This is a genomic window from Klebsiella pneumoniae, from assembly GCF_000742135.1.
In the GTDB taxonomy this organism is placed as follows: domain Bacteria; phylum Pseudomonadota; class Gammaproteobacteria; order Enterobacterales; family Enterobacteriaceae; genus Klebsiella; species Klebsiella pneumoniae.
Genome location: NZ_KN046818.1, coordinates 1,550,518 through 1,575,683 on the forward strand (window position 1 = coordinate 1,550,518; position 25,166 = coordinate 1,575,683).

The 25,166-nt window shown below is 58.7% G+C and carries 19 protein-coding genes; 17 read left to right on the forward strand and 2 right to left on the reverse strand.

The window, feature by feature from the left end; translation table 11 throughout:
* Nucleotides 1-108: 108 nt before the first annotated feature.
* Nucleotides 109-1,869, reverse strand: coding sequence for a 30S ribosomal protein S12 methylthiotransferase accessory factor YcaO (gene ycaO / locus DR88_RS17810; protein WP_004147805.1), 1,761 nt, complete (start codon nt 1,867-1,869; stop codon nt 109-111).
* A gap of 115 nt (nt 1,870-1,984) precedes the next feature.
* On the opposite strand from ycaO, the gene DR88_RS17805 reads away from it, so the two are divergent.
* From DR88_RS17805 to DR88_RS17745, 13 genes are all read left to right on the forward strand, one after another.
* Complete coding sequence (locus DR88_RS17805; RefSeq protein WP_002898152.1) at nt 1,985-2,677, forward strand: DUF421 domain-containing protein; 693 nt, start codon at nt 1,985-1,987, stop codon at nt 2,675-2,677.
* Between the two features lie 188 nt (nt 2,678-2,865).
* Nucleotides 2,866-3,954, forward strand: a complete 1,089-nt coding sequence (serC, locus tag DR88_RS17800) for a 3-phosphoserine/phosphohydroxythreonine transaminase (protein ID WP_002898155.1) — start codon at nt 2,866-2,868, stop codon at nt 3,952-3,954.
* A 73-nt stretch (nt 3,955-4,027) separates the two neighbouring features.
* Nucleotides 4,028-5,311, forward strand: coding sequence for a 3-phosphoshikimate 1-carboxyvinyltransferase (gene aroA, locus DR88_RS17795; RefSeq protein WP_002898157.1), 1,284 nt, complete (start codon nt 4,028-4,030; stop codon nt 5,309-5,311).
* Between the two features lie 174 nt (nt 5,312-5,485).
* Nucleotides 5,486-6,169, forward strand: coding sequence for a (d)CMP kinase (cmk, locus tag DR88_RS17790; RefSeq protein ID WP_002898160.1), 684 nt, complete (start codon nt 5,486-5,488; stop codon nt 6,167-6,169).
* Between the two features lie 133 nt (nt 6,170-6,302).
* A complete protein-coding gene (gene rpsA, locus DR88_RS17785; protein WP_002898162.1) occupies nt 6,303-7,976 on the forward strand; it encodes a 30S ribosomal protein S1 in 1,674 nt (557 codons plus the stop codon).
* Nucleotides 7,977-8,127: 151 nt separating this feature from the next.
* On the forward strand, nt 8,128-8,415 hold the full coding sequence (gene ihfB, locus DR88_RS17780) for an integration host factor subunit beta (protein ID WP_002898165.1): 288 nt from the start codon (nt 8,128-8,130) through the stop codon (nt 8,413-8,415).
* Nucleotides 8,416-8,620: 205 nt separating this feature from the next.
* Nucleotides 8,621-10,885: a ComEC family protein gene (locus DR88_RS17775; protein ID WP_023284913.1), complete on the forward strand. Its 2,265-nt coding sequence runs from the start codon at nt 8,621-8,623 to the stop codon at nt 10,883-10,885.
* A 36-nt stretch (nt 10,886-10,921) separates the two neighbouring features.
* Complete coding sequence (gene msbA / locus DR88_RS17770; RefSeq protein WP_002898170.1) at nt 10,922-12,670, forward strand: lipid A ABC transporter ATP-binding protein/permease MsbA; 1,749 nt, start codon at nt 10,922-10,924, stop codon at nt 12,668-12,670.
* Nucleotides 12,667-13,647 carry a tetraacyldisaccharide 4'-kinase gene (lpxK, locus tag DR88_RS17765; protein WP_004147813.1) on the forward strand — a complete coding sequence of 327 codons (981 nt, stop codon included), beginning with the start codon at nt 12,667-12,669 and terminating at the stop codon, nt 13,645-13,647. Before msbA ends, lpxK begins: the two co-directional genes overlap by 4 nt.
* 54 nt (nt 13,648-13,701) lie before the next feature.
* Complete coding sequence (locus tag DR88_RS17760) at nt 13,702-14,931, forward strand: winged helix-turn-helix domain-containing protein (RefSeq protein ID WP_004147814.1); 1,230 nt, start codon at nt 13,702-13,704, stop codon at nt 14,929-14,931.
* 63 nt (nt 14,932-14,994) lie between these two features.
* Complete coding sequence (gene ycaR / locus DR88_RS17755; protein WP_002898177.1) at nt 14,995-15,177, forward strand: protein YcaR; 183 nt, start codon at nt 14,995-14,997, stop codon at nt 15,175-15,177.
* On the forward strand, nt 15,174-15,920 hold the full coding sequence (gene kdsB / locus DR88_RS17750; protein ID WP_002898180.1) for a 3-deoxy-manno-octulosonate cytidylyltransferase: 747 nt from the start codon (nt 15,174-15,176) through the stop codon (nt 15,918-15,920). The genes ycaR and kdsB overlap by 4 nt, the downstream gene beginning before the upstream one ends.
* A gap of 137 nt (nt 15,921-16,057) precedes the next feature.
* Nucleotides 16,058-16,951 (forward strand): YcbJ family phosphotransferase, encoded by an 894-nt coding sequence (locus DR88_RS17745; protein WP_032443823.1) that lies wholly within the window; start codon nt 16,058-16,060, stop codon nt 16,949-16,951.
* Here DR88_RS17745 and elyC read toward each other — a convergent pair.
* Nucleotides 16,928-17,707 (reverse strand): envelope biogenesis factor ElyC, encoded by a 780-nt coding sequence (elyC, locus tag DR88_RS17740; RefSeq protein ID WP_004141786.1) that lies wholly within the window; start codon nt 17,705-17,707, stop codon nt 16,928-16,930. The genes DR88_RS17745 and elyC overlap by 24 nt on opposite strands.
* A 121-nt stretch (nt 17,708-17,828) precedes the next feature.
* Between elyC and cmoM the strand changes: the two genes are divergently transcribed.
* From cmoM to mukB, 4 genes are read left to right on the forward strand one after another with little or no spacing between them, the layout of a single operon-like run.
* Nucleotides 17,829-18,629, forward strand: a complete 801-nt coding sequence (cmoM, locus tag DR88_RS17735; RefSeq protein ID WP_002898187.1) for a tRNA uridine 5-oxyacetic acid(34) methyltransferase CmoM — start codon at nt 17,829-17,831, stop codon at nt 18,627-18,629.
* Nucleotides 18,626-19,948, forward strand: a complete 1,323-nt coding sequence (mukF, locus tag DR88_RS17730; protein ID WP_002898189.1) for a chromosome partition protein MukF — start codon at nt 18,626-18,628, stop codon at nt 19,946-19,948. Before cmoM ends, mukF begins: the two co-directional genes overlap by 4 nt.
* Nucleotides 19,929-20,633: a chromosome partition protein MukE gene (gene mukE / locus DR88_RS17725; protein WP_004150840.1), complete on the forward strand. Its 705-nt coding sequence runs from the start codon at nt 19,929-19,931 to the stop codon at nt 20,631-20,633. The genes mukF and mukE overlap by 20 nt, the downstream gene beginning before the upstream one ends.
* A complete protein-coding gene (mukB, locus tag DR88_RS17720; protein WP_004147816.1) occupies nt 20,633-25,081 on the forward strand; it encodes a chromosome partition protein MukB in 4,449 nt (1,482 codons plus the stop codon). The genes mukE and mukB overlap by 1 nt, the downstream gene beginning before the upstream one ends.
* Nucleotides 25,082-25,166 lie beyond the last annotated feature (85 nt).

A 25,166-nucleotide genomic window follows, 5' to 3' on the forward strand; every position in this document is an offset into this window, starting at 1 on the left:
ACATTAATTAACTTTACAACTACAAATTATAGGAGGCGCTTTCTCAGGGTTAAATAACGGAGCCGCTGAGGGCTCCGTTGTAAGCATGAACGATGGCGCAAGCTGGGCTTATTTTGCCCAAAACGCCGCTTTCGCCCGCTGCAGTTTTTCATAGGCTTTCAGCAGCGACTGATGGGCCGGGAAGGCCTGCAGATCGCTATCGACCGCCTGGAGACCATAGAACGGCGCTTCCCCGCTCAGCGCCGCGCTGGCGGCTTCGACCGCGTCTGCGCCGTACATACGGATGAAGGCGTTCAGGTACTGCAGTGGCTGACGCTCTTCTTCCTGGCTCAGCAGCAGCAGGGTTTGCAGACAGCGATAGTAGTTCGCGCGCTCCGCGCTGAAGACCGAAGCATTAAATTCCATGGTCCACTCGGTCCAGATCAGCGCCTGCTCCAGATCGCCGCCGGCCAGGGCCAGCATCGCTTTCAGCTCGCCGACGCGCAGGGTATACCAGCCGTTGTCTTTTCCGGTGGCGAGCCCCAGCAGTTCGCGAACGCGGGTGAAATCATCCAGACCCTCATCGTCCATCTGCTCGATCAGCGCCAGGTAATCTTCTTTATCCCACTCGCTGCCCGGCAGGGACAGAATGGTGTCCCGCAGATGAGCGCCCATGCTGTTGTTCGCCAGCCACAGGTCTTCCGCCGGGTATATGTCCGACATCCCCGGGACGATGATACGGCAGGCGTAAACGCCCAGGTGCTCGTAGTCGGCGATGTACACTTCTTTATCTTCGGCCTTGAAGATGGCCATCAGGGTGGCGAACTCTTCTTCGGTAGTACCAGAGAAGCTCCAGTCAACGAATGGATAGTCGGCGTCCTGCTTGAACATATCCCAGGAGATCAGGCCGCTGGAGTCGATAAAGTGGGTTTCGAGGTTCGCGTGCTCGGCGACCTCTTCGTCATCGAAGGTTGGCGGCGTGAAGACGTCGAGGTCTTTCAGGCTGCGGCCCTGCAGCAGTTCGGTGACGGTTCGCTCCAGCGCCACGCCAAAGTCCGGGTGGGCGCCGAAGGAGGCGAAGCAGGTGCCGTTAGCCGGGTTAAACAGCACGACGCAGATAACCGGATATTTGCCGCCCAGCGAGCCATCATAGGCAAAGATCGGGAAACCTTCAGCTTCCAGTTTGGCGATCGATTCCACGACGCCCGGATAGCGCGCCATGACTTCCGCCGGGATCTCCGGCAGGCTGATGCTTTCAGCGATGATGCGGTTTTTAATGTGACGTTCAAAGACCTCTGACAGACCCTGTACCCGCGCTTCGTTGCGGGTGTTACCGGCGGACATGCCGTTGGAGACGTACAGGTTACCGACAATATTCATCGGAATATAGACGGTTTCGCCGTCGGACTGGCGGGTAAAAGGCAGACCGCACACGCCGCGCTCATCGTTACCCGACTGCAGATCCACCAGCATACTGGCCGTTAACTGATCGTCAGGATCGTAGAACGCGCGCAGGCGGGCATCCAGCATACCTTCCGGGACTTCATCATCCTCAGTCAGCGGGAACCACTTTTCGTTCGGGTAGTGAACAAACGGGCCGTTAGCGATAGTGTCGCCTAACCAGAAGTCGGCGAAGAAATAGTTAGTGGACAGACGTTCGAAATATTCGCCCAGCGCGGAGGCCAGGGCTGCCTTTTTGGTGGCGCCTTTACCATTGGTAAAGCACAGCGCGCACGCTTTATCGCGAATGTGAACGGACCACACGTGCGGCACCGGGTTCAGCCACGAGGCCTCTTCGATATCAAATCCGAGGTCGAGCAATTTCTGCTGGAAGCGAGCGATGGAATCTTCCAGGGCGGCATCTTTGCCGGGAATAAACGTTTGGGTCATGGCGATCACTTTTGTCGTACGGAAAGCGCGCAATGATACGGCTTTTATCTGACAGGTGCTATCTCCATCATCTGGCTATGCTTAGAGGCATCTTTAATACACAGGGAGATGGAAAATGAAAGCCTTTGACTGGCAGCGGATGGCGCTCGATAAAGTACCGGTGGAATTCCTGGCGGAGGTGGCGTTGCGCAGCCTCTATACCTTCGTTCTGGTCTTTATTTTCCTCAAGATTACCGGACGGCGCGGCGTGCGGCAGATGTCGCTGTTCGAGGTGCTGATTATTTTGACCCTCGGCTCGGCGGCGGGTGACGTGGCGTTTTATGACGATGTGCCGCTGCTGCCGGTGCTGGTGGTCTTCGTTACGCTGGCGCTACTGTATCGCGGCATTATGTGGCTGATGGGGCATAGCGAAAAGCTGGAGGATCTACTGGAGGGGAAACCTATCGTAGTGGTGGAAGAGGGACAGTTGGCCTGGGAGAAGCTGCATGCGGAAAACATGACCGAATTCGAATTTTTTATGGAGCTGCGGGTCAACAGCGTCGAGCAGCTTGGCCAGGTCCGGCTGGCAATCCTCGAAACCAACGGGCAGATCAGCGTGTTTTATTATCCCGATGAAGAGGTGAGGGCCGGATTATCGATCCTTCCAGCGCATTGTACCACACGCTATACCACCATTCCGCAAGAGGGGATCTATGCCTGCGTGCGCTGCAGCATCGTAATGGCGATGCAGGCGGGAGAAAAACGAATATGTCCGCGCTGCGCAAATGCAGAATGGTCGAAGGCCAGCCGGGCGAAACGGCTTACCTGACAGCAAATATGTCGGTTTTATTACGTCAAGACGATAGATTCTGTTGTGTGACGGCGGCCGCGTTTTACCGTCGGCGAGTTTTAGCCATTGCGGACCGTGTCACTGAATGATAAAACCGATAGCCACAGGAATAACTTATGCCCGCGGCGGTTCGCGGGCAAAACAACATAGCAACGTGGTGAGGGGAAATGGCTCAGGTCTATAACTTCAGTTCGGGCCCGGCAATGCTGCCGGCGGAAGTACTCAAACTGGCGCAGCAGGAACTGTGCGACTGGCACGGTCTGGGGACGTCGGTCATGGAGATCAGTCACCGTGGTAAGGAGTTTATCCAGGTGGCAGAAGAGGCAGAACAGGACTTCCGCGCTCTGCTGAACATCCCTTCCAACTATAAAGTTTTATTCTGCCACGGCGGCGGCCGCGGCCAGTTCGCCGGGATCCCGCTGAACATCCTCGGCGATAAAAAGGTCGCTGACTATGTGGACGCCGGCTACTGGGCGGCCAGCGCGGTCAAAGAGGCGAAGAAATACTGCACGCCGAACGTTATCGACGCGAAAATCACCGTCGACGGCAAGCGCGCTGTGAAGCCGATGAGCGAGTGGCAGCTGACCCCGGGAGCGGCCTATCTGCACTACTGCCCGAACGAAACCATTGATGGTATCGCGATTGATGAGACGCCGAACTTCGGCGACGACGTCATCGTGACCGCCGATTTCTCCTCCACCATTCTTTCCCGCGAAATTGACGTCAACCGCTTCGGCGTAATCTACGCCGGCGCGCAGAAGAATATCGGTCCGGCTGGGCTGACGCTGGTCATCGTGCGTGAAGATCTGCTGGGCAAAGCCAGCGTGGCCTGCCCATCAATTCTTGACTACACCGTGTTAAGCGAGAATGACTCGATGTTTAACACACCGCCGACGTTCGCATGGTATCTGGCTGGACTGGTGTTTAAGTGGCTGAAACAGCAGGGCGGGGTTGCCGCGATGGATAAAATCAACCAGCAGAAAGCCGAACTGCTCTACGGCGTGATCGATAACAGCGGCTTCTATCGTAACGATGTGGCGCAGGCCAACCGTTCGCGTATGAACGTACCGTTCCAGCTGGCGGACAGCGCCCTGGACAAACTGTTCCTCGAAGAGTCGTTTGCTGCCGGGCTGCACGCGCTGAAGGGCCACCGGGTGGTGGGCGGCATGCGTGCTTCCATCTACAACGCCATGCCGCTGGACGGCGTGAAGGCGTTAACCGACTTTATGCTGGACTTCGAACGCCGCCACGGTTAATCGCCTGTTTCTTTCTTCCTCCCCGCGGCCTGTCTGCGGGGTTTTTATTCTGTTTGTTTGAGAGTGAAGTTTGATGGAATCCCTGACGTTACAACCCATCGCACGCGTAGAGGGCACCGTGAACCTGCCAGGTTCGAAAAGCGTCTCCAACCGCGCGCTGCTGCTGGCTGCCCTGGCCCGCGGCACGACGGTGCTGACCAACCTGCTGGACAGCGACGATGTGCGCCATATGCTGAATGCCCTGAGTGCGCTGGGGGTTCAATATACCCTGTCTGCCGACCGCACCCGCTGCGAAGTGACCGGCAACGGCGGCCCGTTGCGCTCTGCCGCGGCGCTGGAGCTGTTCCTTGGCAACGCCGGTACCGCGATGCGTCCGCTGGCGGCGGCTCTGTGCCTTGGCAGCAACGATATCGTGCTGACCGGCGAACCGCGGATGAAAGAGCGTCCGATCGGCCATCTGGTGGATGCCCTGCGTCAGGGCGGCGCTCAGATCGACTATCTGGAGCAGGAAAATTATCCACCGCTGCGCCTGCGCGGCGGTTTTCAGGGCGGCAACGTCGAGGTTGACGGCAGCGTCTCCAGCCAGTTCCTGACCGCGCTGCTGATGACCGCGCCGCTGGCGCCGCAGGATACCGTCATCGTCATTAAGGGCGATCTGGTGTCGAAACCCTATATCGACATTACGCTGCACCTGATGAAAACCTTCGGCGTTGAGGTGGACAATCAGTCTTATCAGCGATTTGTGGTGCGCGGCAAGCAGCAGTATCAGTCGCCGGGAGATTACCTGGTGGAAGGCGATGCTTCCTCGGCCTCGTATTTCCTCGCCGCTGGCGCCATTAAGGGCGGCACGGTAAAAGTCACCGGTATCGGCCGCAACAGCGTACAGGGCGACATTCGTTTCGCCGACGTACTGGAGAAAATGGGCGCCACCGTCACCTGGGGCGACGATTTCATCGCCTGCACCCACGGCGAGCTCAAGGCGGTCGATATGGATATGAACCATATCCCGGACGCCGCGATGACCATCGCCACCGCCGCGCTGTTCGCGCAAGGGACCACTACCCTGCGCAATATCTACAACTGGCGGGTCAAGGAGACGGACCGTCTGTTCGCCATGGCGACCGAGCTGCGTAAAGTGGGCGCCGAGGTGGAAGAGGGGGAAGATTATATCCGCATCACCCCGCCGGCAAAGTTGAAGTACGCAGAAATCGGCACCTATAACGACCACCGGATGGCGATGTGCTTCTCGCTGGTAGCGCTGTCTGATACGCCGGTGACCATCCTTGATCCCAAATGTACGGCCAAAACGTTCCCTGACTACTTTGAGCAGCTGGCGCGGATCAGTACCCTCGCCTGAGTAAAACTTTGTCATCCCGCGGGCTGATATCCTGTCAGCCCGCTATAATTGCGCAAAACTTCTGCTTTTCATTTCCTGTAGTCCGTAATTTACAAGCAATGCTCACTTTCCGGCGTATTGATGCGTATAATGCGCGGCGTTTATATTCCATGCGCCTTGCTGAAGGAGAAAAAGATGACGGCGAATATTCCGGTAATCACCATTGATGGGCCTGGCGGTGCGGGTAAAGGTACGTTGTGCAAGGCAATGGCGGAAGCGCTGGGCTGGCATCTGTTAGATTCAGGCGCGATCTACCGCGTTCTGGCGCTGGCGGCGCTGCATCATCATGTCGACGTGGAGTCCGAAGAGGCGCTGGTGCCCCTGGCTGCCCATCTTGACGTGCGTTTTATTTCTACTGACGGCAACCTGGAAGTGGTGCTGGAAGGGGAAGATGTCAGTAGCGAAATTCGCACTCAGGAGGTCGCGAACGCGGCCTCGAAAGTGGCGGCTTTTCCGCGCGTTCGCGAAGCGCTGCTACGCCGCCAGCGCGCCTTCCGCGAACTGCCGGGGCTTATCGCCGACGGTCGCGATATGGGAACGGTAGTTTTCCCGGACGCGCCGGTGAAAATTTTCCTCGATGCCTCGGCCGATGAGCGGGCGCATCGCCGCATGCGACAGTTGCAGGAAAAGGGCTTTGATGTTAACTTTGAACGTCTTTTGTCCGAGATAAAAGAGCGTGACGATCGCGACCGAAATCGCGCCGTGGCGCCGCTTGTCCCGGCTGCCGATGCATTAGTTCTCGATTCAACCGAACTAAACATTGAGCAAGTGATTGAAAAAGCGCTACAATATGCGCGCGAAAAATTGGCCGTTGCGTAGGCCTTAACCGGTAACGCGCCGAAGCCTCCGAATTATAGCAGTACCCCGCGGCAATGGATGGTCAGCGGGTATGTGAAACAACCCCATCCGGCACGGAGCCAGGTGGACGTTAATATTAACCTGAAGATTAAACATGACTGAATCTTTTGCTCAACTGTTTGAAGAATCCTTAAAAGAAATCGAAACCCGCCCGGGTTCCATCGTTCGTGGTGTTGTTGTTGCTATCGACAAAGACGTAGTACTGGTTGACGCCGGTCTGAAATCTGAGTCCGCCATCCCGGCTGAGCAGTTCAAAAACGCCCAGGGCGAGCTGGAAATCCAGGTTGGTGACGAAGTTGACGTTGCTCTGGATGCAGTAGAAGACGGCTTCGGTGAAACTCTGCTGTCCCGTGAGAAAGCTAAACGTCACGAAGCTTGGATCACGCTGGAAAAAGCTTACGAAGACGCTGAAACTGTTACCGGTGTTATCAACGGCAAAGTTAAAGGTGGCTTCACTGTTGAGCTGAACGGTATTCGTGCGTTCCTGCCGGGTTCCCTGGTAGACGTTCGTCCGGTGCGCGACACGCTGCACCTGGAAGGCAAAGAGCTTGAGTTCAAAGTCATCAAGCTGGACCAGAAGCGTAACAACGTTGTTGTTTCTCGTCGTGCCGTTATCGAATCCGAAAACAGCGCAGAGCGCGATCAGCTGCTGGAAAACCTGCAGGAAGGCATGGAAGTCAAAGGTATCGTTAAGAACCTCACTGACTACGGTGCATTCGTTGATCTGGGCGGCGTTGACGGCCTGCTGCACATCACCGATATGGCCTGGAAACGCGTTAAGCATCCGAGCGAAATCGTAAACGTTGGCGACGAAATCACTGTTAAAGTGCTGAAGTTCGACCGCGAGCGTACCCGTGTATCCCTGGGCCTGAAACAGCTGGGCGAAGATCCGTGGGTAGCTATCGCTAAACGTTATCCGGAAGGTACCAAACTGACCGGTCGCGTGACCAACCTGACCGACTACGGCTGCTTCGTTGAAATCGAAGAGGGCGTTGAAGGCCTGGTTCACGTTTCCGAAATGGATTGGACCAACAAAAACATCCACCCGTCCAAAGTTGTTAACGTTGGCGACGTTGTGGAAGTAATGGTTCTGGATATCGACGAAGAGCGTCGTCGTATCTCCCTGGGTCTGAAACAGTGCAAATCTAACCCATGGCAGCAGTTCGCGGAAACCCACAACAAGGGCGACCGTGTTGAAGGTAAAATCAAGTCTATCACTGACTTCGGTATCTTCATCGGCCTGGACGGCGGCATCGACGGCCTGGTTCACCTGTCTGACATCTCCTGGAACGTTGCAGGCGAAGAAGCAGTTCGTGAATACAAAAAAGGCGACGAAATCGCAGCAGTTGTTCTGCAGGTTGACGCAGAGCGTGAGCGTATCTCCCTGGGCGTTAAACAGCTCGCGGAAGATCCGTTCAACAACTACGTTGCTCTGAACAAGAAAGGCGCTATCGTTGTTGGTAAAGTGACTGCAGTTGACGCTAAAGGCGCAACCGTAGAACTGGCTGACGGCGTAGAAGGTTACCTGCGTGCTTCTGAAGCATCCCGTGACCGCGTTGAAGACGCAACTCTGGTTCTGAGCGTTGGCGACGAAGTTGAAGCGAAATTCACCGGCGTGGATCGTAAGAACCGCGTAGTGAGCCTGTCTGTACGTGCGAAAGACGAAGCGGAAGAAAAAGACGCTATCGCTACCGTGAACAAGCAGGAAGACGCGAACTTCTCCAACAACGCTATGGCTGAAGCGTTCAAAGCAGCGAAAGGCGAGTAATCTTTGTCATTCAGGTAATAACAACCTGAATAGCGACGAGTTTACTTGACAGATTGCAGGATTCGTCCTGTAATCAAGCACAAAGGGCGGCTACGGCCGCCCTTGTTTAAGCTGTTAGCTAATTTTTGCCTTGAAGGAAACCGGAGGAATAATGACCAAGTCAGAATTGATTGAAAGACTTGCCAGCCAGCAATCTCACATTCCGGCGAAAGCGGTGGAAGATGCTGTTAAAGAAATGCTGGAACATATGGCCTCAACGCTTGCTCAAGGTGAGCGCATTGAAATCCGCGGTTTCGGCAGCTTTTCTCTGCACTATCGAGCACCTCGCACCGGACGTAACCCGAAAACTGGTGATAAAGTCGAACTGGAAGGTAAGTACGTTCCGCACTTTAAGCCCGGGAAAGAATTACGTGACCGCGCCAATATTTATGAAGGGTGAGTTGCACGACGTGCAGCCTGCCTGACGATAAAGAAAGCACCTTCGGGTGCTTTTTTTGTGCCCGCCATTTACGGCCATCCTCACAAAAAAAGCGTGCCCGGCTGCAAGCGAGGCGATTGTCTGGAATGCGCCGCGCAAGCCTGAATTCGCCGCCAGGACGCCAGCACCGCTTTGCGTAACACTGTCCACTCACAGGGAGGTGTTTATGCGTCTACCATGGCTTGCCGGATGCGCCATCATTGCAATGCTGCCGCTTCTCTGGCTACCCGTCTTGCCGGGCCCGTACAGTCTGGCGGGCGCGAGCGCACTGGCGCTGGCGCTGATTCGTCTGCATGGAAGGGCCGTCGCCGGAGTGGCGATGACGCTTCTGCTGGTGGTCTGGGGAGTATTGAGCGCGCATCAGGCGCTGTGGCCGACCCGGCACCTTACCGGCGCCATCCGGCAAGCGGAAGTGATCCTTAGCGAGACGGATGGCCAGACCTTGCACCGTGGACAAATGGTGCGCCTGCGGGGCCGCTATCTGTTTCCCCCGGTAGGCGTAACGCTGTACGGGGAACTTGCACCTGCGCCAGCCTGTGCGGGTCAACACTGGCTGATGACGCTGCGCCTGCGCCCGGTGCACGGGCAGCTCAATGACGGGGGCTTCGACAGCCAGCGCTATGCGCTGGCGCAGCACCGACCGCTGAGCGGAGGGATCGTCGCCGCTTCCGCGCTGGATGCCCGCTGCAGTCTGCGCGCCCGCTATCTGACGTCGCTGACCCGGCGACTGCAGACTTATCCCTGGCGCGCGGTGATGTTGGGATTAGGAATGGGGGAGCGGCTGTCTTTGCCGACGGAGATAAAGGTCCTGATGCAGAACACGGGCACTTCCCATCTGATGGCTATCTCGGGTCTGCATATCGCTCTCGCGGCTTCTCTTATCATGCTGTTGCTGCGCGGCGTGCAGTATATTCTCCCGGGCCGCTGGATTGGCTGGCGGTTGCCCCTTGTCGCCGGGCTGGCGGGCGCCGTCGGCTATGCCTGGCTGACCGGTATGCAGCCGCCGGCCCTGCGCACTTGCTTAGGGCTTGCGGTCTGTTGTGCTTTACGTTTGTCGGGTCAACGCTGGACGGCGTGGCAGGTGTGGCTCTGCTGTCTGGGAGCGATACTGGTTGCCGACCCGCTGGCGGTCCTGTCGCAAAGCCTGTGGCTATCTGCCTTCGCCGTGGCGGGGCTGATCTTCTGGTTCCAGTGGCTCCCGTTGCCTGCCGGCCGCTGGCGCTGGCCGTGGAAGACCATAATTGCTCTTGTTCATTTGCAGGCTGGCGTGACGCTGCTGCTGCTGCCGCTGCAGTTGTTGCTATTCCATGGAGTCAGCCTGACGTCGATGGCGGCTAATTTGCTGGCGGTACCGTTAGTCACCCTGTTGGCGGTGCCGCTTATTCTGACCGCGATGCTGGTGCATCTCTCGGGGCCGGATATAGTGGAGTCGCTACTCTGGCTGGCGGCCGATCGCGTGCTGGCGCTACTGTTTTGGGGATTACGACGTTTACCGGACGGCTGGTTGACGCTGGATGCTCGCTGGCTGTGGATCAGTATCCTGCCGTGGCTGTTGGTGATGGGCTGGCGTTTTCAGAGCTGGCGGCATTCACCGGCGCTGTGTCTCAGCGTGCTGTTTTTACTGACGCGGCCATTCAGCCGACAACCGCCTGCGGACGAATGGCGGGTGACGATGCTGGATGTCGGACAGGGGCTGGCGATGGTGATCGAGCGTCACGGTAAGGCATTGCTTTACGATACCGGGCCGGCTTGGCCGCAGGGTGATAGCGGTCAACAGGTGATTATCCCGTGGCTGCGCTGGCACCATCTGCAGCTGCAAGGGATTATGCTGAGCCATGAACATCTGGATCATCGCGGCGGCCTTGATTCAGTGCTGCAGGCATGGCCGCAGGCGTGGGTGCGCAGCCCGTTAGGCTGGGCGCATCATCTGCCGTGTCATCGCGGTGAGCGCTGGCAATGGCAGGGACTCAACTTCCAGGCCCTGTGGCCGCTACCGGGCAGCACGGCAAAGGGTAACAATCATTCCTGTGTGGTGCGGATCGATGATGGTCGCTCCAGCATCCTGCTCACCGGCGATATAGAACGTCAGGCGGAGCAGGCGATGATCAGCCGTTACTGGCGGCATCTGACGTCTACACTTATTCAGGTTCCCCACCACGGCAGCAATACCTCCTCCAGCGCGCTGCTGATCCGCCGGGTGGATGGCGCGGCCGCGCTGGCCTCCGCTTCGCGCTACAATGCGTGGCGGATGCCCTCGTACAAGGTGGTTCAGCGCTACCGCCAGCGGGGTTATCGCTGGTTCGCCACGCCGCAGCAGGGGCAGATAACGGTGGTTTTTTCCGCAGAAGGGTGGCAAATCCATAGCTTACGGGATCAAGTTTTACCGCGTTGGTATCATCAGTGGTTTGGCGCGCCCGCCGATAACGGGTAGAATATGCGGCTATTTCAACACAAGCTGGTTTATTGAATGCAGAACGATAAAGATCTCTCCACGTGGCAGACCTTCCGCCGACTTTGGCCGATTATCGCGCCGTTTAAAGCCGGGCTAATCGTAGCGGCGGTGGCGTTGGTGCTTAACGCGGGCAGTGACACCTTCATGTTATCGCTTCTTAAACCGTTATTGGATGATGGTTTTGGTAAAACGGATCGCTCAGTGCTGCTATGGATGCCGCTGGTGGTTATCGGCCTGATGGTGCTGCGTGGGATCACCAGCTACATCTCGAGCTATTGTATTTCCTGGGTTTCCGGCAAAGTGGTGATGACCATGCGTCGTCGCCTGTTCGGCCACATGATGGGTATGCCGGTGGCCTTCTTTGACAAGCAGTCTACCGGAACGCTGCTGTCACGCATCACCTATGATTCTGAGCAGGTCGCCTCCTCCTCTTCCAGCGCGCTGATCACCGTGGTCCGCGAAGGGGCATCGATTATCGGTCTGTTCGTGATGATGTTCTATTACAGCTGGCAGCTGTCGCTGATCCTGATCGTACTGGCGCCGATTGTGTCGGTGGCGATCCGCGTGGTCTCCAAGCGTTTTCGCAATATCAGTAAGAATATGCAGAACACGATGGGGCAGGTCACCACCAGCGCCGAGCAGATGCTGAAAGGGCACAAAGAGGTGCTGATGTTTGGCGGCCAGGAAGTGGAAACCAAACGTTTTGATAAAGTCAGCAATAAAATGCGTCTGCAGGGGATGAAGATGGTTTCCGCCTCGTCTATCTCCGACCCGATCATTCAGCTTATCGCCTCCCTGGCGCTGGCCTTTGTCCTGTATGCCGCCAGCTTCCCGAGCGTGATGGACACCCTGACCGCCGGGACCATTACCGTGGTCTTCTCCTCGATGATTGCGCTGATGCGTCCGCTGAAGTCGCTGACCAACGTCAATGCCCAGTTCCAGCGCGGGATGGCGGCGTGCCAGACGCTGTTTGCGATCCTCGATTCCGAGCAGGAAAAAGACGAAGGTACGCGGGTCATTGAGCGGGCGAAAGGCAATCTCAAGTTCGAGAACGTCACCTTTACCTACCCGGGTCGCGAAGTGGCCGCGCTGCGCAATATCAATCTCGATATCCCGGAAGGGAAAACAGTGGCGCTGGTGGGGCGCTCAGGGTCGGGTAAATCGACCATTGCCAGCCTGATCACCCGCTTCTACGATGTCGACGAGGGGCAGATCCTGCTGGATGGCCACGACCTGCGCGAGTACAAGCTGAGCTCGCTGCGCGACCAGGTGGCGCTGGTTTCACAAAACGTGCATCTGTTCAACGATACCGTCGCCAACAATATCGCCTATGCCCGTACCGAAGAGTACAGCCGCGAGCAGATTGAAGAGGCCGCGCGCATGGCCTACGCCATGGATTTCATTAACAAGATGGATAATGGTCTGGATACCATCATCGGCGAGAATGGCGTGATGCTGTCCGGCGGCCAGCGCCAGCGTATTGCTATTGCCCGCGCGCTGCTGCGTAACAGCCCGATCCTGATCCTTGATGAAGCCACCTCGGCGCTGGATACCGAGTCTGAGCGTGCCATTCAGGCGGCGCTGGATGAGCTGCAGAAAAACCGTACCTCGCTGGTTATCGCTCACCGTCTGTCGACCATTGAGCAGGCTGATGAAATCGTGGTGGTTGAAGACGGGCGGATCGTGGAGCGCGGAACGCACCATGACCTGCTGGAGCATAAGGGCGTGTACGCCCAGCTGCATAAGATGCAATTCGGCGAATGATCGCGCGCATCTGGTCCGGGGAATCGCCGCTGTGGCGCCTGCTGCTGCCGCTCTCCTGGCTGTATGGCCTGGTGAGCGGGGTGATTCGCCTCAGCTATCAGCTGGGGTGGCAAAAAGCCTGGCGCGCGCCGGTGCCGGTGGTGGTGGTTGGTAACCTGACCGCCGGCGGCAATGGCAAAACGCCGGTGGTGATCTGGCTGGTGGAGCAGCTGCAGCAGCGCGGTATTCGCGTTGGCGTCGTGTCTCGCGGCTACGGCGGTAAAGCCGACCGCTATCCGCTGGTGTTGGACGACAGAACCAGTACGGCGCTGGCGGGTGATGAACCGGTGTTGATCCATCAGCGTACCGGTGCCCCGGTCGCTGTCGCTCCGCTACGCAGCGACGCGGTAAAAGCATTGCTCAGCGCGCACGATCTGCAGATGATTGTGACCGACGACGGGTTGCAGCACTATAAGCTCGCGCGGGACAGAGAAATTGTCGTTATTGACGGCGTGCGCCGCTTTGGCAACGGCTGGTGGCTGCCTGCCGGGCCGATGCGCGAGCGGGCGTCGCGCTTGCAAAGCGTTGATGCGGTTATCGTTAACGGCGGCGTGGCGCGTCCGGGTGAGATCCCGATGCGGTTGCGCCCAGGGATGGCGGTTAACCTGCTTACCGGCGAACGTCGCGATGTCTCCACCTTCACGAACGTAGTGGCGATGGCCGGCATCGGCCATCCGCCGCGCTTCTTCGCCACCCTCGAAAGCTGCGGCGTCCAGCCGGTCAAAACCGTGGCGCTGGCGGACCATCAGGCGCTGAGCCAGGATGATGTCGCCGCCCTGGTGACCGCCGATCAGACGCTGCTGATGACCGAGAAAGATGCCGTGAAATGTCGCGATTTCGCCGCTGCAAACTGGTGGTATTTACCGGTCGACGCCATAATGGCCGATGAACGCGCACAGCGGTTGCTTGCGGACTTAGCGACGTTGGCGCAACGTTAACTGACGCGCCGGCTTTGCTCGCCGCTGTGCTGGAATTCCTGACGGAGAACCTGCATGTCGGTATTGCAACTATCGCTTAACGAGGCGCGCCACCTCCATCTCGCGGCGCAGGGGTTGTTAAAGAAGCCCCGACGTCGCGCTCGCCCGAAAGACATTCTTTCCACCATCCAGCAGATGTCGCTGCTGCAAATCGATACCATCAACGTGGTGGCCCGCAGCCCCTACCTGGTGCTGTTCAGCCGTCTTGGCAGCTATCCGCAGCACTGGCTGGATGAGTCGCTGCGCAACGGCGAGCTAATGGAATACTGGGCGCATGAAGCCTGCTTTCTGCCGCGCAGCGATTTCGCCCTGGTGCGCCATCGCATGTTGAATCCCGACAATATGGGCTGGAAATACCATCGCGCGTGGATGGAGGAGCATGCCGGGAGTATTGCCGAGCTGGTGGCGCATATCGGGCAAAACGGCCCGGTTCGCTCGGCGGATTTTACCCACCCGCGCAAAGGCGCCAGCGGCTGGTGGGAGTGGAAACCGCATAAGCGCCATCTTGAAGGGCTGTTTACCGCCGGCGAAGTGATGGTGGTGGAGCGGCGCAATTTTCACCGCGTGTATGATCTAACCCGGCGGGTGATGCCGGACTGGGACGACGAGCGCGACGCGCTCTCCCGCGAAGACGCAGAGGCCATTATGTTGCGCAATAGCGCCCGTAGCCTCGGCATCTTCCGCGCCCAGTGGCTGGCCGATTACTATCGCTTGCGCCAGCCGGCGCTACCGGGTCTGCTGGCGGCCTGGCAGGAAGAGGGGCTGGTGGTGCCGGTTAACGTGGAAGCACTCGGCGAGATGTGGCTGCATCACGAGGCGCTGGCGCAGCTGGAGACCGCGCCCGGCGGTAAGCTGACCGCCAGCCATAGCGCCGTGCTCTCGCCCTTCGACCCGGTGGTCTGGGATCGGAAACGCGCTGAGCAGCTGTTCAACTTCAGCTATCGCCTGGAGTGTTATACCCCGGCGCCGAAGCGTCAGTATGGCTACTTCGTACTGCCTCTGCTGCACCAGGGAAAACTGGTCGGGCGGATGGACAGTAAAATACATCGCAAAAGCCGGGAGCTGGAGATCTTCGCTCTGTGGCTGGAGGAGGGGGTGAAGATCACCCGTGGTCTGGAGCAGGGGCTGCGCCGGGCGATTAACGACTTCGCACGCTGGCAATCGGCAGAGCGGATCCTGTGCCGACGCCTGCCGGAAGGGCTGTTTGTCGGCCAGGAGCAGGGGTGGGAAATCGACGCCGATTGATCCCGGCGCCTGCCTTCCTGTGATATGCTGCTGAGAAATCTATCCGGTCCATCAGGAGGAAACATGGATCACCGTTTACTTGAAATCATCGCCTGCCCGGTCTGTAACGGCAAGCTGTATTACAGTCAGGATAAGCAAGAACTTATTTGCAAACTTGATAGCCTGGCGTTTCCGCTGCGCGACGGTATCCCGGTGCTGCTGGAGACAGAGGCGCGTCCGCTGGCGCTAGAAGAGAGTCACTCATGAGTTTCGTGGTCATTATTCCTGCGCGTTTCGCCTCCACGCGCCTGCCGGGAAAACCACTGCAGGACATTAATGGTAAGCCGATGATTGTCCATGTGCTGGAGCGCGCTCGTGAATCCGGCGCGGATCGCATTATTGTCGCCACCGATCACGAAGATGTCGCCCGGGCGGTTGAAGCCGCCGGCGGCGAGGTCTGTATGACCCGCGCCGACCATCAGTCCGGCACCGAACGGCTGGCGGAAGTGGTGGAAAAGTGTGCGTTCAGCGATGACACCATTATCGTCAATATTCAGGGCGATGAGCCGATGATCCCCCCGGCGATTGTCCGCCAGGTGGCGGAGAATCTGGCTGCCAGCAGCAGCGGAATGGCGACCCTGGCGGTACCGATCCATGATGCGGAAGAGGCGTTTAACCCGAATGCGGTCAAAGTGGTGATGGATGCCAAGGGTTACGCGCTCTATTTCTCCCGCGCGACTATTCCCTGGGATCGCGATCGCTTTGCCCAATCCCGCGAGACCATCGGTGACTCCCTGCTGCGTCACATCGGCATCTATGGCTATCGCGCCGGCTTTATCCGCCGCTATGTCAGCTGGGCGCCGAGCCCGCTGGAGCAGATTGAAATGCTCGAGCAGCTGCGAGTGCTGTGGTATGGCGAGAAAATCCATGTCGCCGTGGCGGCCGAAGTGCCCGGCACCGGCGTGGATACCCCGGAAGATCTGGAGCGCGTCCGCGCTGAGCTGCGTTAGCCCTCTGTCCCCTCCTTGCTGGAGGGGATATCCCCGTCGGTTTTTTGCTTTTTTTACCCCTTTTTGATCTTATCCGATGACAACCCAGGTGCGGGCGCTCATTATGAAACCAGTAGTGTTCATAGGGGTAATCGACAATGGAACAGTTGCGAACCGAACTCAGTCATCTTCTTGGCGAAAAGCTAAGCCGGGTGGAGTGTGTCAGTGAACAAGCCGCTACGGCGCTGTGGTTCCTGTACGATGCGCAGGGAAACCCGATGCCGCTGCTGGCGCGAAGTTTCACCACGCCCGGCGTGGCGCGGCAGCTGGCATGGAAGATCTCGACCCTGGCGCGTAATGGTACGGTGCGTATGCCGGTGGTTTATGGCGTCATGACGCACGAAGAACATCCCGGACCAGATGTGCTGTTGCTTGAGCGCCTGCGCGGCGTACCGGTGGAGGCGCCGACGCGCACCCCGGCGCGCTGGGAGCAACTGCAGGAGCAAATCGTCGAGGCGCTGCTGGCGTGGCATCGGCAGGACAGTGGCGGCTGCGTGGGAATGGTCGACAATACCCAGGAAAACCTGTGGCCGAACTGGTACCGCCAGCGGGTAGAGATATTGTGGAGCACCCTGAACCTGTATCAGGACACCGGTCTCACCATGCAGGATAAGCGCCTTTTGTTCCGCTCCCGCGAGTGCCTTCCGGAGCTGTTCCGCGATTTCAATGATAATGCTGTGCTGGTGCATGGCAACTTCACTCTGCGCAGCATGCTAAAAGATCCGCGCAGCGATCAGCTGCTGGCGATGGTGGGGCCGGGGATGATGCTGTGGTCGCCACGCGAGTATGAACTGTTCCGCCTTGCTGAAGGCGGCCAGGCGGAACAGCTGCTGTGGCGCTACCTGCAGCAGGCGCCAGTTTCCGAGGCCTTTGTCTGGCGGCGCTGGCTTTATCTGCTGTGGGATGAGGTGGATAGTCTGGTCAACACCGGGCGCTTTGATCGCGCCCGTTTTGACCTCGCTGCAAAATCACTCCTGCCCTGGCTCGCCTGAGCTGCCTTTCAGCCATTGCCAGACGCGACCAAGGGTTTCATAGCCGACCCGGTCGCTGTGCATCAGCCACACTGGAGAAGGAATGGCCCGCTCCCACGGATTGAGCGGCGAGGTCACCGCCAGCTGATTGGCCGGCGCGGGAAGCGGATCCAGGCCGGCATGGCGAAAGAATATCATCGCCCGCGGAAGGTGTGACGCCGAGGTGACCAGCAGGAAGGGCGCGTCGCCGATGGCGCGCTTCACCGCCAGCGCTTCCTCTTCTGTATCTTTCGGCCGATCGAGCACAATGATATCGCTGCGAGGTACGCCAAGGCTCTCCGCCACTCTCGCCCCGGCTTCCGCCGTGCTGACGGGGTTCGTTTTCGCCGCCGCGCCGGTAAAGATCATTTTCGAACCGGGATTCGCTTGCCACAGGCGGATGCCCTCCGTCAGGCGCGGCAGGCTGTTATTGATAAGATTAGAGCTTGGCGCCCACTCCGGATTCCAGGTATAGCCGCCGCCCAGCACCACCACGTAGTTCACCGGCTGCTCGCCGCGCCAGGTGGGGTAGGTATCTTCAATCGGTTTTAGCAGGCTGTCGGCCACGGGCTGCAGGCTCAGCAGCGTCAGCAGCAGCCAGCCGAGGCTCACGCATAGCTTCCCGGTACGCTGAAAGCGGCTGAACCATAACAGCGCGATCCCGATACCGATCAGCAACAGTAAGGCGGGTAGCGGCAACAGCAGGCCGCCGACGATTTTTTTTAGCGTGAAAAGCATGCCAGATGGTTCCTTTTTTAACCATATAACCAAAGTTATGTTCGGATCTTATAACAGATCGCTTCATTCTCGGCGCGGGTATGACAAAATAGCGGTTTTGTGTTGGCTTGTGGAGTCACTCGTGCAGGATCGCAATTTCGATGACATTGCTGAAAAGTTTTCGCGCAATATTTACGGCACCACAAAAGGCCAGTTGCGTCAGGCGATCCTCTGGCAGGATCTGGAACCGCTGTTGGCGCAGCTGGGGCCGGGACCGCTGAGGGTGCTGGATGCCGGCGGCGGCGAAGGGCAAACGGCCATCAAAGTCGCGCAACTGGGCCATCACGTGACGCTGTGCGATCTCTCCGCTGAGATGGTGGCTCGCGCCCGCCAGGCGGCCGCCGATAAAGGTGTGATCGACAACATGCATTTTGTACAATGCGCGGCTCAGGATATTGCGCAGCATTTGGAAAGCCCGGTCGATCTGGTACTGTTTCATGCGGTGCTGGAGTGGGTGGCGGAGCCCCAGGAAATACTGCATACCCTGTGGTCGACGCTGCGTGCTGGCGGTGGACTGTCATTGATGTTCTACAATGCTAACGGCCTGTTGATGCACAATATGGTTGCCGGTAATTTTGATTACGTTCAACTGGGCATGCCAAAAAAGAAAAAACGCACGCTGTCGCCGGATTATCCGCGTGAACCACAGCAGGTTTATCACTGGCTGGAAGAGATTGGCTGGCAGATCGTCAGCAAAACCGGCGTGCGGGTGTTTCATGATTATCTGCGTGAAAAACGCCAACAGCATGACAGCTATGCGGCGCTGCTGGCGCTGGAGACGCGCTACTGTCGTCAGGAGCCGTATCTCAGCCTGGGCCGTTATATTCATGTCACCGCGCTTAAGAGCCAGGCTCATAGCCGCAGATGCAAGGATAAAGTATGAGTGAATTTTCCCAGACAGTCCCCGAACTGGTTGCCTGGGCCAGAAAAAATGATTTTTCAATCTCGCTACCGGTCGACAGACTCTCTTTCCTGCTGGCGATCGCCACTCTGAACGGTGAACGACTGGAAGGGGAAATGAGCGAGGGTGAACTGGTGGATGCGTTCCGCCACGTCAGTGATGCGTTTGAGCAGACCAGCGAAACCATCAGCCAGCGCGCCAATAACGCGATCAACGATTTGGTGCGCCAGCGTCTGCTGAACCGCTTTACCAGCGAAATTACCGAAGGCAATGCGATCTATCGCCTGACGCCGTTGGGGATTGGGATCACCGATTATTATATCCGTCAGCGCGAATTCTCGACGCTGCGTCTCTCGATGCAGCTGTCGATCGTCGCCGGCGAGCTGAAGCGCGCGGCGGACGCCGCGGAAGAGGGCGGTGATGAATTCCACTGGCATCGCAACGTTTTTGCGCCGCTGAAGTATTCCGTAGCGGAAATTTTCGACAGCATCGACCTGACGCAGCGCATTATGGATGAGCAGCAGCAGCTGGTGAAAGACGATATCGCGCAGTTGTTGAATAAAGACTGGCGCGCGGCGATTTCCAGCTGTGAACTGCTGCTGTCGGAAACCTCCGGCACCCTGCGCGAATTGCAGGATACGCTGGATGCGGCAGGGGATAAGCTGCAGGCGAACCTGCTGCGCATTCAGGACTCGACCATGGCGCGCGACGATCTCCATTTTGTCGATCGGCTGGTGTTCGATCTGCAAAGCAAGCTCGACCGCATCGTCAGCTGGGGTCAGCAGGCGATTGACCTGTGGATCGGCTACGACCGCCATGTGCACAAGTTTATCCGTACCGCTATCGATATGGATAAGAACCGCGTCTTCGCCCAGCGTCTGCGCCAGTCGGTGCAGACCTATTTTGATGAACCGTGGGCGCTAACTTACGCCAACGCCGACCGCCTGTTGGATATGCGCGATGAAGAGATGGCCCTGCGCGATGAAGAGGTCACCGGCGAGCTGCCGGCGGACCTCGAATTTGAAGAGTTTAACGAAATTCGCGAGCAGCTGGCGGCGCTGATCGAAGCGCAGCTGGCGGTCTATAAAGAGAAAGGAATACCGCTGGATCTCGGCCTGGTGGCGCGGGAGTTCCTGGCGCAGTATCCGCGCGGGCGTCACTTCGACGTGGCGCGGATCGTCGTGGATCAGGCGGTACAGCTGGGCGTCGCCCAGGCAGATTTCACCGGACTGCCGGCAAAATGGCAGCCGATTAATGATTACGGAGCCAAGGTACAGGCGCATGTCATTGACAAATATTGAACAAGTGATGCCGGTTAAGCTGGCGCAGGCGTTGGCCAATCCGTTATTTCCGGCGCTGGACAGCGCCCTGCGCGCGGGCCGTCATATCGGTCTCGACGAGCTGGATAATCACGCATTTTTGATGGATTTTCAGGATTACCTGGAAGAGTTTTACGCTCGCTATAACGTCGAGCTGATCCGCGCGCCGGAGGGATTCTTCTACCTGCGCCCGCGGTCCACCACGCTGATTTCGCGCTCGGTACTGTCCGAGCTGGATATGATGGTGGGCAAAATTCTTTGCTATCTCTATCTCAGCCCGGAGCGCCTGGCGAACGAAGGGATTTTTACCCAGCAGGAGCTCTATGACGAGCTGCTGACCCTGGCCGATGAATCCAGGCTGCTGAAGCTGGTGAACAACCGTTCCACCGGTTCGGATCTGGACCGCCAGAAGCTGCAGGAAAAAATGCGGGCCTCGCTTAACCGCTTACGCCGTCTGGGGATGGTGTGGTTTATGGGCCACGATAGCAGCAAGTTTCGCATTACCGAATCGGTATTCCGCTTTGGCGCCGATGTGCGCGCCGGCGACGACCCGCGCGAAGCGCAGCGCCGTCTGATCCGCGACGGGGAAGCGATGGCCCTGGAAAATCACCTGCAGCTCAATGATGAGAATGAAGAAAACCAGCCGGATAGCGGGGAGGAAGAGTAATGATTGAACGCGGTAAGTTTCGCTCGCTAACGCTGGTTAACTGGAACGGCTTCTTTGCCCGGACCTTTGATCTTGATGAACTGGTGACCACCCTCTCCGGGGGGAACGGCGCGGGTAAGTCCACGACCATGGCGGCCTTCGTCACGGCGCTGATCCCGGATTTAACCCTGCTGCACTTCCGTAACACCACCGAAGCGGGGGCCACCAGCGGCTCACGCGATAAAGGCCTGCACGGTAAGCTGCGCGCCGGGGTGTGTTACTCGGTACTCGATGTGATCAACTCCCGCCACCAGCGCGTGGTGGTCGGCGTGCGCCTGCAGCAGGTCGCCGGGCGCGATCGTAAAGTCGATATTAAACCTTTCGCCATTCAGGGACTGCCGACCTCTATCCTGCCGACCCAGCTGTTGACCGAAACGCTGAACGATCGCCAGGCGCGCGTCGTGAGCCTCAACGAGCTGAAAGATAAACTCGAGGCGATGGAAGGGGTCCAGTTTAAACAGTTCAACTCGATCACCGAATATCACTCGCTAATGTTCGATCTGGGCGTGGTGGCGCGTCGCCTGCGTTCCGCCTCCGATCGTAGCAAGTACTACCGCCTGATTGAGGCCTCGCTGTACGGCGGGATCTCCAGCACCATTACCCGCTCGCTGCGCGACTACCTGTTGCCGGAAAACAGCGGCGTGCGTAAAGCGTTCCAGGATATGGAAGCGGCGCTGCGGGAAAACCGCATGACGCTGGAAGCCATTCGCGTTACCCAGTCCGACCGCGATCTGTTTAAACACCTGATCAGCGAAGCCACCAACTACGTGGCGGCGGACTATATGCGTCACGCCAACGAGAGGCGCATTCACCTGGATAAGGCGCTGGAGTATCGCCGCGATCTCTTCACCTCGCGTTCGCAGCTGGCGGCTGAGCAGTATAAGCACGTCGACATGGCGCGCGAACTGCAGGAGCATAACGGCGCGGAGGGCGATCTGGAAGCCGATTACCAGGCCGCCAGCGATCACCTGAACCTGGTGCAGACTGCGCTGCGTCAGCAGGAAAAAATCGAGCGCTACGAAGCGGATCTCGACGAGCTGCAGATTCGTCTGGAAGAGCAGAATGAAGTGGTGGCGGAAGCCGTCGATCGTCAGGAAGAGAACGAAGCCCGCGCTGAGGCCGCCGAGCTGGAAGTGGATGAGCTGAAAAGCCAGCTCGCCGACTATCAGCAGGCGCTCGATGTGCAGCAGACCCGCGCCATTCAGTATAACCAGGCGCTGCAGGCGCTGGAGCGCGCGAAGGCGCTGTGCCATCTGCCGGATCTGACCCCGGAGAGCGCCGACGAGTGGCTGGAAACCTTCCAGGCGAAAGAGCAGGAAGCGACGGAGAAAATGCTGTCGCTGGAACAGAAAATGAGCGTGGCGCAAACCGCGCACAGCCAGTTTGAACAGGCTTACCAGTTGGTGGCGGCGATTAACGGCCCGCTGGCGCGCAATGAAGCCTGGGACGTGGCGCGCGAATTGCTGCGCGACGGCGTGAACCAGCGCCACCAGGCCGAGCAGGCGCAGGGGCTGCGCAGCCGCCTCAACGAGCTTGAACAGCGCCTGCGCGAGCAGCAGGACGCTGAGCGTCAGCTGGCCGAGTTCTGCAAACGCCAGGGTAAACGTTACGATATCGACGATCTGGAAATGCTGCATCAGGAGCTGGAAGCGCGCATCGCGTCGCTGGCCGACAGCGTCTCCAATGCTCAGGAGCAGCGCATGGCGCTGCGTCAGGAGCTGGAGCAACTGCAGTCGCGTACCCAGACGCTGATGCGCCGGGCGCCGGTCTGGCTGGCGGCGCAGAACAGCCTTAACCAGCTGTGCGAGCAAAGCGGCGAGCAGTTTGCGTCCGGCCAGGAGGTCACCGAATACCTGCAGCAGTTGCTGGAGCGTGAACGAGAGGCTATCGTTGAACGTGACGAGGTCGGCGCCCGCAAGCGCGCCATCGACGAAGAAATCGAGCGTCTCAGCCAGCCGGGCGGTTCGGAAGATCCGCGCCTCAACGCCCTGGCGGAACGGTTCGGCGGCGTTCTGCTGTCCGAGATCTACGATGATGTTAGCCTCGACGATGCGCCGTACTTCTCCGCGCTGTATGGTCCGTCGCGCCATGCGATCGTGGTTCCGGATCTGTCGCGGGTAGCCGAGCAGCTTGAGGGGCTGGAAGATTGCCCGGAAGACCTGTATCTGATCGAAGGCGATCCGCAATCCTTTGACGACAGCGTATTCAGCGTCGACGAGCTGGAAAAAGCGGTGGTGGTGAAGATTGCCGATCGCCAGTGGCGTTATTCGCGCTTCCCGTCGCTGCCGCTGTTTGGCCGCGCGGCACGTGAAAACCGCATTGAAACCCTGCATGCCGAGCGTGAATCGCTGTCAGAGCGTTTTGCGACCCTGTCGTTCGATGTGCAGAAAACCCAGCGCCTGCACCAGGCCTTCAGCCGCTTTATCGGCAGCCATCTGGCGGTGGCTTTCGAGGACGATCCGGAAGAAGAGATCCGCAAACTCAACAGCCGCCGCGGCGAGCTGGAGCGTGCGCTGAGCGCCCATGAAAGCGATAACCAACAGAACCGTGTGCAGTACGAGCAGGCGAAAGAGGGCGTGTCGGCGCTCAACCGCCTGCTGCCGCGCCTGAACCTGCTGGCGGATGATACGCTGGCCGACCGCGTGGACGAGATCCAGGAACGTCTGGACGAAGCGCAGGAGGCCGCGCGCTTTATTCAGCAGCACGGTAACCAGCTGGCGAAGCTGGAGCCTATTGTTTCGGTGCTGCAGAGCGATCCGGAGCAGTTTGAGCAGCTGAAAGAAGATTACGCCTATGCGCAGCAAACCCAGCGCGATGCGCGTCAGCAGGCTTTTGCCCTGGCGGAAGTTGTGCAGCGCAGGGCCCACTTCAGCTACTCCGATTCGGCGGAAATGCTCAGCGGCAACAGCGATCTCAACGAGAAGCTGCGCCAGCGTCTGGAGCAGGCGGAGTCCGAACGCAGCCGCGCGCGCGACGCGATGCGTGCCCATGCGGCGCAGCTTAGTCAGTACAATCAGGTGCTGGCCTCGCTGAAGAGCTCGTATGACACCAAGAAAGAGCTGCTCAACGATCTGTATAAAGAGTTGCAGGACATTGGCGTGCGCGCCGACGCCGGCGCGGAAGAGCGTGCTCGCGCGCGTCGCGATGAGCTGCACATGCAGCTGAGCAATAACCGCTCCCGACGCAATCAGCTGGAGAAAGCGTTGACCTTCTGCGAAGCGGAAATGGACAACCTGACCCGTAAACTGCGCAAGCTGGAGCGCGATTACTGCGAAATGCGCGAGCAGGTGGTGACCGCCAAGGCGGGCTGGTGCGCGGTGATGCGTCTGGTGAAAGACAACGGCGTCGAACGTCGTCTGCATCGCCGCGAGCTGGCCTATCTCTCCGCCGATGAGCTGCGCTCAATGTCGGATAAGGCGCTGGGGGCGCTGCGTCTGGCGGTCGCCGATAACGAACATCTGCGTGACGTGCTGCGTATCTCGGAAGATCCGAAGCGTCCGGAGCGCAAAATTCAGTTCTTCGTTGCCGTATACCAGCATCTGCGCGAGCGTATTCGTCAGGATATTATTCGCACCGATGATCCGGTGGAAGCGATCGAGCAGATGGAGATCGAGCTCAGCCGCCTGACCGAAGAGCTGACCAACCGTGAACAGAAGCTGGCGATCAGTTCCCGCAGCGTGGCCAACATTATTCGCAAAACCATTCAGCGCGAGCAGAACCGTATCCGGATGCTCAACCAGGGTCTGCAGAGCGTCTCCTTCGGCCAGGTCAACAGCGTGCGTCTGAACGTCAATGTGCGTGAGACCCACTCGATGCTGCTCGACGTGCTCTCCGAGCAGCATGAGCAGCACCAGGATCTGTTTAACAGCAATCGTCTGACCTTCTCTGAGGCGCTGGCCAAGCTCTATCAGCGTCTCAACCCACAGATCGACATGGGGCAGCGCACGCCGCAAACCATCGGTGAAGAGCTGCTCGACTACCGCAACTATCTGGAGATGGAAGTGGAAGTTAACCGCGGCTCCGACGGCTGGCTGCGCGCGGAGTCCGGCGCGCTGTCTACCGGGGAAGCTATCGGTACCGGGATGTCGATTCTGGTGATGGTGGTGCAGAGTTGGGAAGATGAATCCCGTCGCCTGCGCGGCAAGGATATCTCGCCTTGCCGTCTGCTGTTCCTCGATGAAGCGGCGCGTCTTGACGCCCGCTCCATCGCCACCCTGTTCGAGCTGTGCGAACGTCTGGAGATGCAGCTGATTATCGCAGCGCCGGAGAACATCAGTCCGGAAAAAGGCACTACCTATAAACTGGTGCGTAAGGTGTTCAATAATCACGAACATGTGCACGTCGTGGGGCTGCGCGGGTTTGCCGCGCCGCTGCCGGAAGCGCTGCCGGGAACGGCCGACGCCTCGTGACGATGCAGCTCACTACTGGCGGGTAAGCGCTGAAAAGGGCAACGTTAAGTTGCCCTTTTTGCTATCCAGCTTGCTATGCCAGGGT

Coding starts and splice junctions, on each gene's coding strand:
- ycaR (WP_002898177.1), top strand. CDS start 14,995: ATGGATCACCGTTTACTTGAAATCATCGCCTGCCCGGTCTGTAACGGC.
- ihfB (WP_002898165.1), top strand. CDS start 8,128: ATGACCAAGTCAGAATTGATTGAAAGACTTGCCAGCCAGCAATCTCAC.
- elyC (WP_004141786.1), bottom strand. CDS start 17,707: ATGCTTTTCACGCTAAAAAAAATCGTCGGCGGCCTGCTGTTGCCGCTA.
- mukF (WP_002898189.1), top strand. CDS start 18,626: ATGAGTGAATTTTCCCAGACAGTCCCCGAACTGGTTGCCTGGGCCAGA.
- DR88_RS17745 (WP_032443823.1), top strand. CDS start 16,058: ATGGAACAGTTGCGAACCGAACTCAGTCATCTTCTTGGCGAAAAGCTA.
- serC (WP_002898155.1), top strand. CDS start 2,866: ATGGCTCAGGTCTATAACTTCAGTTCGGGCCCGGCAATGCTGCCGGCG.
- ycaO (WP_004147805.1), bottom strand. CDS start 1,869: ATGACCCAAACGTTTATTCCCGGCAAAGATGCCGCCCTGGAAGATTCC.
- DR88_RS17775 (WP_023284913.1), top strand. CDS start 8,621: ATGCGTCTACCATGGCTTGCCGGATGCGCCATCATTGCAATGCTGCCG.
- mukB (WP_004147816.1), top strand. CDS start 20,633: ATGATTGAACGCGGTAAGTTTCGCTCGCTAACGCTGGTTAACTGGAAC.
- aroA (WP_002898157.1), top strand. CDS start 4,028: ATGGAATCCCTGACGTTACAACCCATCGCACGCGTAGAGGGCACCGTG.
- kdsB (WP_002898180.1), top strand. CDS start 15,174: ATGAGTTTCGTGGTCATTATTCCTGCGCGTTTCGCCTCCACGCGCCTG.
- cmk (WP_002898160.1), top strand. CDS start 5,486: ATGACGGCGAATATTCCGGTAATCACCATTGATGGGCCTGGCGGTGCG.
- lpxK (WP_004147813.1), top strand. CDS start 12,667: ATGATCGCGCGCATCTGGTCCGGGGAATCGCCGCTGTGGCGCCTGCTG.
- msbA (WP_002898170.1), top strand. CDS start 10,922: ATGCAGAACGATAAAGATCTCTCCACGTGGCAGACCTTCCGCCGACTT.
- rpsA (WP_002898162.1), top strand. CDS start 6,303: ATGACTGAATCTTTTGCTCAACTGTTTGAAGAATCCTTAAAAGAAATC.
- DR88_RS17760 (WP_004147814.1), top strand. CDS start 13,702: ATGTCGGTATTGCAACTATCGCTTAACGAGGCGCGCCACCTCCATCTC.
- DR88_RS17805 (WP_002898152.1), top strand. CDS start 1,985: ATGAAAGCCTTTGACTGGCAGCGGATGGCGCTCGATAAAGTACCGGTG.
- mukE (WP_004150840.1), top strand. CDS start 19,929: ATGTCATTGACAAATATTGAACAAGTGATGCCGGTTAAGCTGGCGCAG.